Origin of the sequence: Phormidium sp. FACHB-592 (genome assembly GCF_014695795.1) — a bacterium.
Taxonomy (GTDB): domain Bacteria; phylum Cyanobacteriota; class Cyanobacteriia; order Leptolyngbyales; family Leptolyngbyaceae; genus Stenomitos.
Genome location: NZ_JACJOZ010000047.1, coordinates 19,839 through 31,658, shown reverse-complemented (window position 1 = coordinate 31,658; position 11,820 = coordinate 19,839). Strand labels below are relative to the sequence as shown.

General features: G+C 49.9%; 10 protein-coding genes. 6 read left to right on the top strand and 4 right to left on the bottom strand.

Features of this window, described 5'->3' with window-relative positions; genetic code table 11:
* Window position 1: 1 nt before the first annotated feature.
* On the bottom strand, window positions 2-901 hold the full coding sequence (locus H6F86_RS13285) for a S1 RNA-binding domain-containing protein (RefSeq protein ID WP_190449090.1): 900 nt from the start codon (window positions 899-901) through the stop codon (window positions 2-4).
* A 187-nt stretch (window positions 902-1,088) separates the two neighbouring features.
* Complete coding sequence (locus H6F86_RS13280) at window positions 1,089-1,835, bottom strand: dienelactone hydrolase family protein (protein WP_190449089.1); 747 nt, start codon at window positions 1,833-1,835, stop codon at window positions 1,089-1,091.
* A gap of 551 nt (window positions 1,836-2,386) precedes the next feature.
* On the opposite strand from H6F86_RS13280, the gene H6F86_RS13275 reads away from it, so the two are divergent.
* The 6 genes from H6F86_RS13275 to H6F86_RS13250 all read left to right on the top strand — a co-directional run bounded on the left by H6F86_RS13275 (window position 2,387) and on the right by H6F86_RS13250 (window position 9,638).
* Complete coding sequence (locus H6F86_RS13275) at window positions 2,387-3,370, top strand: GntR family transcriptional regulator (RefSeq protein ID WP_190449088.1); 984 nt, start codon at window positions 2,387-2,389, stop codon at window positions 3,368-3,370.
* Window positions 3,371-3,453: 83 nt separating this feature from the next.
* Window positions 3,454-3,885: a lactoylglutathione lyase gene (gloA, locus tag H6F86_RS13270; protein ID WP_190449087.1), complete on the top strand. Its 432-nt coding sequence runs from the start codon at window positions 3,454-3,456 to the stop codon at window positions 3,883-3,885.
* Window positions 3,886-4,189: 304 nt separating this feature from the next.
* On the top strand, window positions 4,190-5,836 hold the full coding sequence (locus H6F86_RS13265) for an iron uptake porin (RefSeq protein ID WP_206756036.1): 1,647 nt from the start codon (window positions 4,190-4,192) through the stop codon (window positions 5,834-5,836).
* A gap of 113 nt (window positions 5,837-5,949) precedes the next feature.
* Window positions 5,950-8,646: an ATP-dependent chaperone ClpB gene (gene clpB, locus H6F86_RS13260; protein ID WP_190449086.1), complete on the top strand. Its 2,697-nt coding sequence runs from the start codon at window positions 5,950-5,952 to the stop codon at window positions 8,644-8,646.
* Window positions 8,647-8,956: 310 nt separating this feature from the next.
* On the top strand, window positions 8,957-9,253 hold the full coding sequence (locus H6F86_RS13255) for a type II toxin-antitoxin system HigB family toxin (RefSeq protein ID WP_190449085.1): 297 nt from the start codon (window positions 8,957-8,959) through the stop codon (window positions 9,251-9,253).
* Entirely contained in the window at window positions 9,237-9,638 is a 402-nt protein-coding gene (locus tag H6F86_RS13250) for a transcriptional regulator (RefSeq protein WP_190449084.1), read from the top strand. Before H6F86_RS13255 ends, H6F86_RS13250 begins: the two co-directional genes overlap by 17 nt.
* A gap of 188 nt (window positions 9,639-9,826) precedes the next feature.
* Here the strand turns inward: H6F86_RS13250 and lptC are convergent, their stop codons facing one another.
* Together lptC and H6F86_RS13240 are read right to left on the bottom strand one after the other, a co-directional pair.
* Window positions 9,827-11,011, bottom strand: a complete 1,185-nt coding sequence (lptC, locus tag H6F86_RS13245) for an LPS export ABC transporter periplasmic protein LptC (RefSeq protein ID WP_190449083.1) — start codon at window positions 11,009-11,011, stop codon at window positions 9,827-9,829.
* Between the two features lie 198 nt (window positions 11,012-11,209).
* Window positions 11,210-11,815 (bottom strand): NYN domain-containing protein, encoded by a 606-nt coding sequence (locus H6F86_RS13240; RefSeq protein WP_190449082.1) that lies wholly within the window; start codon window positions 11,813-11,815, stop codon window positions 11,210-11,212.
* Between the last annotated feature and the right edge of the window lie 5 nt (window positions 11,816-11,820).

Below are 11,820 nucleotides of genomic sequence, written 5' to 3'. Positions count from 1 at the left end.
CTTACTCTCCTAGAATCGCTTTTCTCGCCCGTTCTTGACGCGATTCTGCCTCTGCCATGACATCGGCTGGTTTTTCCAGCATTTCACCAGGGAAGTTTTCGAGCACTTTCGTGGAAAGGGAAATTCTGCCTTTGCCCTCGTCAAGACCTGCAATCATCGCTTTGATCGGTTGCCCGACCTGAAATAAACCTGTTAGGGCTTGGACGTAGTTTTTGCTGATCTGGTTGATGTGGAGTAGTCCCGTGGTGCCGCCAAATTCAACAAACACACCAAAGGGTTTAATACTGGCAACTTTGCCATCGACCAGTTGCCCAATTTCGAGCTGACTGAAACTGGCAGAGCGGGTGGCAAGACGGTTTGACAGCACTAACTTATCGCGAGCCTGGTCAATTTCTAGAATGCTCGCGCTGAGTGTGGTGCCTTTGAGCGCTTCCAAATCTTCGCGCTCAACCAGGTGCGATCGTGGAATGAAGCCCCGCAACCCCTGGATATCAACTGTAACGCCACCTTTATTAACGCCTGTGACTCTTACCTGATAACTCTGATTGCTAGCTTGAGTTTCTGCCAACCGATCCCAGGCTTGCTTGATCTCCAACTGCTTTAGCGAAAGCGTGACCTGTCCATCGCCATCTTGTTCGCGGATGATGAGAAACTCGCGCTCTTCATGGAGGGGCACGATCGCTGACGGGTCTGTAACGCCCCGCAGGCTAGCTTCATTGGCAGGCAAAAAGGCAAGGGACTTCGCGCCAATATCGACATAAATGCCATCAATTTCGTAATTGACAGCTTTACCCGAAATCATCTGCCCTTGCTGAAATTGATAGTTATGTTGCTCCAGCGCTTTTTCAAAGTCCTCCATTGAAAAGGACTCACTGGCTGAACGAGCGGATTTAGCTTCCATGAGACAAGCGATCGTAGTCGGCTTTCTTACTATAGTCCGTTGCGGGGGCGGAAAGAGAGCAGCGGGATTAGAGGGAGAGGCGATGCAAGAGAAGAGGTGATGCAAGGAAAGAGGGATTTTGAGCTTTAAGCTGGGTTTTGCTTCCCCTACCTCCTCTGCATCCTTAGCCTCCCCTGTCCTTTACCCTTTATTCCTCTGCCTTCAAAACTCGTCCAAACAATTCCTTCACCTTCTCCCAGGCATCAGCAGCGGCTTCAGGGTTATAGTCAGGGCGTTGATCGCAGAAAAAACCGTGCCCAGACGGATAGCGAAAAAAGCGATGGTCGATTTGATGTGCCTTAAGAGCGTCTTCAACCTGATCGATTTGCTCTACTGGAATCAGCGGATCAGTCGTACCAAAAAAAGCGTAGAGTGTGCCTTTGATCTCTGGTGTGCGGGTGAGTGTAGGCTTACCACCACCAGGGGTCATGGTTGCAATGCCAGCGCCGTAAAAGGATGCAGTCGCTTTGATATCCGGCAGGGTTGCTGCTAGGTAGACAACATGACCACCAAAACAGAAACCGATCGCGCCGATCGCGTCTCCTTTTACTGTCGGTAAGGTTCGGAGATAGGCGATCGTCGCTTGCACATCACTTAACAGTTCATCGGCTTTGGTTGCCTCTTTGTACTGGCGACCCAGAGTTGTACTGTCAGCATCGTAATTGCCCTCAAAGCCTGGGGCACTGCGCTGAAAAATAGCAGGCGCGATCGCGACATAGCCTTCTTGAGCAAGACGCTCTGTAACACTGCGAATGTGGCTATTGACACCCCAGATTTCCTGAATGACGACGATACCCGGGTAGGTGCCACTACCTATTGGTTGGGCAAGGTGGGCATCGATTTGCAAGCCATCATTAGGGATTTGCACAGCAGTAGTCTGAATGTGGCTAGTCATGATCAGTGTTTGCCTGGTAAGTGTTTGTCTAGTAAAGGGCAGTTCAGATTTAGTAATTAGCAGTCGTTTTGACAACCGTTTGACAACCGTTATGAGACATTAAGCCTCTTCCTACATAAACAGAGTGACAGATTGCTCTAGCTGGTCGCGTGATCACGTTAGTTCATTGTCCTCTCAGAAGTTGCCACAGCGTCCTGACCAGCGCAACTACTGCCGTAATGATGTTGGTGGTAGCAAAAAAAACATTACTCTTTTTTCACATGGCATCTTGTACCAGTTTGATTTTTGCTCGTGGTTGGTCGCTTATGAGAGCAAACCGCTATGCGAACCGACAGTGATTGCTGTGTTGCCAAGCCCTTTGCTACTGGCGTGACATTGCACCTGTCTGGGTGAAGTCTTGTTAGCCTTGAAGCCGCTAGGTTTACGAAGGGTGTAAACCAGTGCTGCATCAGGGAGTGCAGCATCTAAAATGTAACTTAACTAAAGATGTGTGATCCCTACGACTAGTCGCATCGTTAAACGCTTCCTTTAGAGCGCGTGGAGGCTCTTGTATGGTTCAATTTCATATTCAGACGGAGAGCGACATTCCGGCATCGACACAGCTTTATAACCAAATTCTGTTTGCGATCGCGTCGCGCCAATATCCACCAGGACACCGTTTGCCCAGTACACGTCAGTTGGCAATGCAAACGGGGTTACATCGCAATACGATTAGCAAAGTCTATCGCCAGCTAGAAGATGCCGGTGTTGTTGATGCACAAGCAGGGTCTGGCATTTATGTGCGAGAACAAACTCATGAAGACGTTGCAAAGGTGCGATCGCCTATTCTTGATCAGCATCCAGAGGCATACAAAGTTGTTCAAAACAGCCTGGATGATTTGCTGAAGCTTGGCTGTTCGCTCAATCAGGCGCGTGAGCTTTTTCTGGCAGAAATTGACTGGCGCTTGCGCTGTAGCGCTCAGGTCTTGGTGACGGCTCCGACTCACGATATTGGTGCCGGAGAAGTGATTGTACGTGAGCTAGAGCGGGCGCTGAACATCCCTGTGCAGCTTGTACCGATCGAAGAGTTAGAGCAAATATTGGATCAAACTCGCTCTGGCACAGTTGTCACCAGCCGTTATTTCATTGCTGAGGCAGAAGCGATCGCGGCTCCCAAGTCGGTGCGCGTGATTCCAGTTGATATTTATGACTTTGACTCCGAAATTAAGCTGATTAAGCGTTTAGCTAAAGGCACCTGCATCGGGGTTGTCAGCCTTAGCTCTGGCACGGTTGGCGTTGCGGAAGTCATTATTCACAGTCTACGGGGCGATGAACTGCTGGTCATGACGGCTCAAGTTGGCGATGGCTACAAGTTGGGAGCGATCGTGCGGAGTGCCCAGACCATCATTAGCGATCAGGCAAGTTGTGCTGCTGTAAAGACTGCCATTTCTGCCGCTCGAGAAGACCTGATCCGTCCACCGCAGCTCATTTGCTGTGAGAATTTCATCGTCTCGAAGTCGATCGAACTGCTCAAGCGGGAGCTTGGTTTGGAGTAACCTGCAATGTGACTGCTTAGAGTGAAGCTTCATCAACGGTTGAATGCTTACTATAGAAGCAGCAACCACATGAGGCATTAGCAATGCGACTACTCCACACCATGCTGCGCGTTGGCAACCTGGATGAATCTCTTCAGTTTTATTGCGATCTTCTGGGGATGAAGCTGCTGCGCCGGAAGGATTATCCAGGCGGCGAATTTACTCTGGCGTTTGTGGGCTATGGCGAAGAAGCCGATCACACCGTTTTGGAACTCACATACAACTGGGGCACCGAGGCTTACAACCTGGGTGACGCCTATGGTCATATCGCGATCGGCGTTGATGATATTTACGCAACCTGTGCTGAAATCCGCGATCGAGGCGGCAAAGTTACCCGCGAACCAGGACCGATGAAACATGGCTCGACCGTCATCGCTTTTGTCGAAGATCCTAACGGCTACAAAGTAGAGCTGATTCAACTAGGCAGCCAGGGCTCAGGCAAAGCGGAACAGCAGGCTCAAACGGCGGGTGTTTAAGGGGAATGGGAAATAGAGAGTGGGGATTCGGAAGGGAGAGAAACAGTTTGCTCCAAGGCTCGGTTTGACTGGCTTACTCAAACGCAAAACGCCTTTCCACCCTTGTTTTCCCTTCTTCTGCTTCCCCTTCCCTTGCTCCCCCTTCCCTCCCCTTACTTTCCCCTCTTCTTCCCTTGCGTCTCTCTCCTCTTAATCCCCCTAGCTCCCCTCACCCTAATGACCGATCGACCGTGTAAACTCCTGATAGGTCTAACCTGGGTTGTCTTTATTAGGCAGACCCAGCGAACCGTGTGAGGAGTGTGGTGTGAGTAAAAAAATCTGGTTGGCTAGAGGTTTGGGTAGCCTGGGAGTGCTTTGCCAGACTTTGCCTGGGTGGACAACCCCTATTCCTAGTCATGACTCTGTAGTAGAACCTGCGGAGCTTTCAGAGGTCGTGCCCCTGGACGATCGCCCCTCGTTAGCTTGTCCTTCTATACCGCCGCAGGTACAGCCAGAATCGCTACAGGTACCGCCGGATCGCCTTGAATCTGACTGTATAGAACCAGCTAATGATGCAATGGCGCAGGTGCAATCGGTGGCTGAGTTGAGCGATGTGCGTCCGACTGATTGGGCGTATCAGGCTTTGCAGTCGCTTGCTGAACGGTATGATGTGGCGATCGGCTATCCAGACGGCACGTTTCGGGGCAATCAAGCACTGACACGCAACGAATTTGCGGCAGGATTGGCACGTGTGCTGGATGTAATTTCGCAGCAATATGTCGTCGGTCGCGGCAATGTTGCCCAGTTGCGGGAAGATCTTGCTACCGTACAGCAGCTTCAGGCATCCTATGGAGTGATCGCGACCGATTTGCGTGAGCGTGCTAATCAGCTTGACCAGCAAGTTACTATTCTGGAGCAGAATCAGTTTTCCACTACCACTAAACTATCGGGGCAATCAGTTTTAGTGTTTACGGATGGCTCTAATGCTCGCGGTACCGTGCTGTCGCGCACTCGCCTTAACCTCATCACAAGCTTTGCTCCCAATGGTGCGCTCTCAACGCAACTAGAAGCTGGCAACAACGGTAACGATGCGATCGGACGTGCTCAAGAGCGTGAACAAAACCTGTTAGGAACACTGGGCTTGCTGGCAGGCGGTGGTGGCTTAGATTACGTTGGGGTTGCAAGTGCGGTGCGTCTCAGCAACTTGTCCTACTCCTTTCAGCCTGCACCCGGTTTTAACCTTACGGTTGGGGCGCGACTGTCGCCACGAGATTTCATCGACTACAACCGCTTTGCAAACGACTCTACCGAAACGTTTGCCTCCAGCTTTTTTCTCAACAATCCGCTGATTGTGCAAAATCAGATTGATCGCGTAGGTGGTGCCGGAGCCGTACTGACCTGGAAACCAGCGAACCTACCGCTGATTGTGCGGGCGCTGTATGTGGCAGCGGATGCATCACGTCCCAACGCTGACATTACTGATGGTGGTTTGTTTGGCGATCGCAACCAGGGTAGCCTGGAAGTCGAGTATGACTTTAGCAAAAACATCATTGCCCGGTTTCAGCTAACGAAAGCGACCGTGAATAATGTGGATATTTTTGCAGGCGGCATCAATGCCGAATGGGCTTTCAATCGCCAGTTCGCTGTCTTCGGTCGGTTTGCGATCGGCAGCTATGAGGGCTTCAATCCACTGTTGAATCAAGACTTAGACCTGAATCCTAAAAGCTGGTCGATCGGCTTTGTCGCACGGCAATTGTTCATCCCTGGCTCTACTGCTGGCATTGCGATCGGGCAACCGTTTGTCGAAAAAGACCTGGGCGATGCGACACAGACCAATATTGAAGTGTTCTACAGCTTCTTGCTTAACGACAACATCAGCGTTACACCAGCTCTAACCGTAGTGAGCAATCCTGACAATCGCGATCGCGGTACTATCTTTCAATGGTTCCTACGTCTGGTGTATTCGTTTTAACGAAGGTGCTGTCTAACGTTTCTACTGGTCGTTAACTGATAGCTGATCGTTAATCTCGTTATACTAAAAGCGCTAGCGTCACTGTATTTATAATTGTAAATTTAAGACTCACAATGCAGCCCACTGACCCGAATAAGTTCACAGACAAAGCATGGGAAGCGATCGTACAGGCGCAGGATGTTGTTCGCCGCTACAAACAACAGCAACTGGAAGTAGAACACCTGATCATTACTCTGCTAGAACAAAAAGACGGTCTGGCGACGAAGGTTTTTACAAAAGCAGGCGTTGATACTACGCGCTTATGGCAGCAGATTGAAGATTTTGTCCGGCGACAGCCTAAAGTGCCCAGTAATGAGCAACTTTACCTGGGACGCAACCTGGATATCATGCTCGATCGTGCTGAGGAAGCACGCGAAGGCTGGAAAGACGAGTTTATTTCGGTCGAACACCTGCTGCTGGGGTTCGCGACCGATTCACGGTTGGGTCTGCGGTTACTGCGTGGTTTCAATGTCGATGCCAAACAGCTAGAAACGGTCATTCGTGATGTGCGTGGCAGCCAGAAAGTAACCGATCAAAACCCCGAAAATCGCTATGCCGCGCTCGAAAAATACGGGCAAGATCTCACTGAAAAGGCAAGGGCAGGCAAAACTGACCCAGTCATTGGTCGCGATGAAGAAATCCGCAGGGTGGTGCGAGTTCTCTCTCGCCGTACAAAGAATAATCCGGTCTTGATTGGTGAACCAGGGGTTGGTAAAACGGCGATCGTCGAAGCCTTAGCACAGCGCATCGTCAATGGTGACGTGCCAGAATCCCTTAAAAATCGGCGGCTGATCTCTCTGGATATGGGATCGCTGCTGGCAGGCGCAAAGTATCGTGGTGACTTTGAAGATCGGTTGCGATCGATCCTCAAAGAAGTCATCCACTCTGACGGGCAGATTGTGCTGTTTATTGATGAAATCCATCAGGTCGTTGGGGCTGGAGCAACTCAGGGCGCAATGGATGCGGGCAATTTGCTGAAACCTTTGCTGGCACGGGGCGAACTGCGCTGTATTGGTGCGACGACGATCGATGAATACCGCAAATACATTGAGAAAGATGCAGCCCTGGAACGTCGCTTTCAGCAAGTCTTTGTTGATCAGCCCAGCGTAGAAGACGCGATTTCGATCCTGCGTGGTCTCAAAGAACGCTACGAAGTGCATCATGGCGTTAAAATTACCGATTCGGCTCTGGTTGCCGCTGCCACGCTTTCGTCTCGCTACATTGCCGATCGCTTCCTACCCGACAAGGCGATCGATCTGATTGACGAAGCCGCTGCCAACCTGAAGATGGAGATCACCTCTAAGCCAGCCGAGCTGGAAATGTACGATCGCCGCATCATGCAGCTTGAGATGGAAAAGCTGTCGCTAGAAACTGAGAAGCAAAGCCCTGGCAATGTGTTTGGTGCGGGACGATCGGCACAAGATCGGTTAGACCGGATTGAGCAAGAAATGACGCAGTTGCTCGAAAAACAAGAGCAGCTTAACTCTCACTGGCGAAACGAAAAACGCTTGCTGGATGGCATCAATGCCAAGAAGGAAGAGGAAGAGCAAATCGAACTGCAAATTCAGCAGCTCAAACGAGAAGCAGACCTTGCTAAGGCAAGCGAAGAGTACGAACGCAACGCCAAACTTAAAAAAGCAGGCGAACTCTATCACGCTGTGCTGCCACGCATTCGCGATGAACGGGGTGCGTACGAGGCAGAACTGCGAGTCATTCAGTCTGATGGCGGAGCGCTTCTGCGCGAGCAAGTCACCGAGTCTGACATTGCCGAAATTGTTGCTAACTGGACGGGCATTCCGGTCAATCGCCTCCTAGAAACCGAACGCCAAAAGCTACTCCAGCTAGAGAGCCACCTGCATCAGCGTGTGGTCGGTCAAATTGAAGCGGTTGAAGCTGTTTCTGCTGCCATTCGTCGCGCCCGTGCGGGCATGAAAGATCCGGGACGACCGATCGGTTCCTTTCTGTTTATGGGACCAACGGGTGTGGGCAAAACTGAACTGGCTCGTGCGCTGGCACAGTCGCTCTTTGACGCAGACGATGCCATGATCCGGCTCGATATGTCGGAATATATGGACAAAAGCTCCGTTATGCGTGTCATTGGTGCACCACCGGGCTATATCGGGTATGAAGAAGGTGGACAGTTGACTGAATCTGTCCGTCGTAAGCCCTATGCGGTCGTGCTGCTAGATGAAGTCGAAAAGGCACATCCCGATGTGTTCAATATCTTGCTGCAAGTGCTGGATGACGGACGCATTACCGATGGGCAGGGACGTACTACCGACTTCTGCAACACGGTCATTGTCATGACCAGCAATATTGGCAGTGATCATATTCTTGATTTGTCAGGCGATGATGACCGTTATGAAGAAATGCAGCAGCGAGTGGTCGATGCGTTGCGATCGCACTTCCGCCCTGAGTTCCTCAACCGTGTGGATGACACCATCATCTTCCACACCCTTACCCGCACCGAACTGAGCCAGATCGTACGTCTGCAACTCAACCGCATTCAGTCTTTACTGGCAGATCAGAAACTCACCCTGGAACTTACTACTCCTGCTCAGAACTTCATTGCAGCAGCAGGCTATGACCCAACCTACGGTGCTCGTCCGCTGAAACGGGCAATTCAACGCCAACTGCAAAACCCGATCGCGACCAAAATCTTGGAAAACACCTTCACTGAAGGCGATACCATCCTGATCGATTTGGTTGACAATGCCCTAACGTTTAACAAAAAGCCAGTTGCGATTAACAGTGAGCTGTCAACCGTTTAGCTGCTCCTTGCTGTTAGTAACTATGGGTGTAATTGCCTCACGAAGATGCTTTAGAAGGCAGCAAGAGCGTCGTAAACAATTGTTTTGATGCGCTTCAAGGCAAACTTTAACGATCGACCTCCCTCCGCTGTCCCACTCATCTCTCCAGCATTTACTAAGCTTCTATTCTGAGGCTTGCCTTAAGCACTCGTTTAACGCTTAGGGTAAACTCGTTGAATGTTTAGGGTAAAGGCGATCGCACAAATTGACCGGACGCGGAGATTGATGTAATTACAATGAAAGTCACTTAGGAAGTGTAATTGTCCTTAAAATGCACGTCATCCGTTACAAGCAATTTCGTGACTTTGGTAAAAAGCATTCTGATAATTGTGGTGTTTTGGATGATTGGCTCAAGGTTGCAAGCAGGGCGAATTGGTCTAATTTAAGTGAGATTCAGTCAGTTTTTCCGCAGGCTGAAGTGATTAATCACTTTACAGTGTTTAGCCTTAAGGGAAAGCAGTATCGTTTAATTGTGAGCATTAATTACGAAGGGCAATTAATCTACCTCAAGCACCTTCTGACTCATGCAGAGTACAAGGAGCAGCAACAGAATGGCTCCTACTTTTGATTCAAAGAAATACGGTGAGCTTTTAGCTCAATATCAGCCAAGGCTGATTCGGACTGAGGCAGAAAACGAACAGGCTCTGGCGATCGTAGAAGTATTAATGCATCGCCCAAGCCGTAGCCCGGAAGAAAATGAGCTTTTTGCGCTGCTGATCACACTCATTGAAAAGTTTGAGCAAGACCATTACTTGCCTGGTGATGCCTCAACGCCTCGTTCAAGGCTACTGTTTTTAATGGATCAACGTCAGCTTAAGCCACTAGATTTAGTTAGTTTACTTGGTTCAGAAGATGCGCTGGCAGCAATTATGAACGGCGATCGCGAAATCAGCACTTTTCAAGCAAGGGCACTAGGCGCATTTTTCCATGTTGATCCTGGGTTGTTTATTTAACATTAATGCCAGAAAAGACTCTCAGAAAAGCTTTCACCACTTAAAGAAGTGAGTCTGTTTACTTGCTTGCTCGACGTACGCTTCGAGCGTAGAGATAGCAGCTATCAGAACCGCTGTCCGCATTGGACTTTGGTTTAGCCTTGCTGTACGATCTTCTCTCTTTTCGCGCTCCGCTTCACTGCTGTCCTTCACGGAATGAATTCTGTGACAACTCTGCCGCCGCCCACCAGGATGTTTTGACCACGAAGGGTGCCGGTTGCTCTCGGTCCTGCCAGGTTTAACGGTGGCTGCCCCTGGCGATAGCGAAAATTACCGTCTGCCTCAAACTTCTGCGTGACCATATTCCAGTTCAAGCGATCGGAATTGAGTTGAGCTTGATTCTTCGCACCAACGCCACGCACATCGCCTTCCAGGTAGAGCATTTTCGCTTTGAGATCAATACGACCCTCATTACCGCTAAGGGCAACTTGCTGTTGACTGTTGTTGATCGTCAGTAGTTGGTCAGACGCCACCGTTTGTCTTTGTAAATCCCAAACCAGACTATTGCTAGCAAGTTGAGTCGGTGGGTTAGTGAGTGTCAACCGGGCATTCTGTTTAAGCGTGACTGTTTTTGCCTTAAGGTCTGCCACGCCCGTATTTGCAGTTGCCCGATCGGTCAGTACTGTTTTATTAAAGCGATCGATCTGCAAAGGGCGATCGCTCGTTAAAGTTTGCTGCTTGATCTGCCAGATCGCACGCTCAGACTGGAAGGTTAAATCTGGGTTGATTGCCTGTGCCGTCACTTGACCCTGCAATTCCAGCCGTTGTGTGCGAGTAAACAAACGCCCCTCTTTGGCAGCGATTTTCATTTGGCGATGAGTTCCGGTTAAGTTGTTGCGAACAATCACCAACTCCTTACGCGGTTGCCATTCCAGCTCATCGCCCTTCATTACTAAGCCATCGCGAGTATCAGTAGCCGTAATCTTTCCACGTAAAAAGATTGTCTGACCGTTTTGCTGGACTTCACCCTGTTGCCCTTTAACCTGCAAAACAGACACGCCATCCTGAAAAAATTCACCTGCTGGCTGCTGGAGGCGGGCAACCTTTTTGTCTTTGCTATAGCTTGCCTGCGCTGCCTTCACCTTCCACCACAGTCGCCCTTTCTTGTCGAATTCTTCGAGCGTTACGGCATTAAAGGTGAGGCTGTTATCAAAATCTTGTGCCTGCTGGGTATCTTGAGCAATTTTGTCGGCAGTGCGATTGCGATTGCCACAGGCAGTCGTTGTACAGAGTATGGTCAGCAGCAACGCGTACAGTAGTGGGGAACGGATACCCCTCTGCCTCTGGTTGCTTTGGCTAGTACGATCGCGCTGAAGAAGAGACAGAATGGGCATGGGAATTATAGCAGCGGCAGGGTTAGAAACTAGACAGCAGACGACTCAACTATAGAGGAACCTAGCCAACTGTCTGTCTAAAGTTAGCTGATCCAGTCTACAGTTAAGCGTCTATTGTCTAATGCTCAAGACCCCAAGTGCGGCTCAAAAGTTCAGCCTAGAGCGACAGGGTTCTTCTAGTAACCTGCAGCGGTCTGTTTATTCGTCTTCCACGTTTTCCATCAACCCAATGCTGGAGAGAGGACGATAGGTGTAGCTGCGCGGCGTTTTCTGAATGTCTTCTTTAATGTTGTCCAAATCAATGTAGCGATCGGCAACATTGATCAAACTGTCGCTGGTCATCGATCGCAGGCTTACTACTTCCACGCGCACCCCGCGATAGCTTACTGCATTGACCGCATAGGCAAGATCGCCATCACCACTGACTAGAACAGCAGTATCGTAAGAGCCAACCAGCGACATCATATCAACTGCAATTTCAACATCTAGATTTGCTTTTTTAGAGCCATCAGGCAATTGAACCAAATCTTTAGAAATCACCCGATAGCCATTACGCCGCATCCACAGCAAAAACCCTTGTTGCTTTTCGTTTGTGCGATCAACACCCGTATAGAAAAACGAACGCAACAGCCGCGAACCAGCCGTTAATCGGCAGAGAAGCTTGGTGTAGTCAATTTCGATCCCCAGTTGCAAAGCCGCATAAAACAAGTTGGAACCGTCGATAAAAATAGCGACTCGACCACGGTTCTCAAGAACTTGTTCCTGAGTAAAAACGGATTCATTCTCAAAACTGTTACTTAACATTAGTA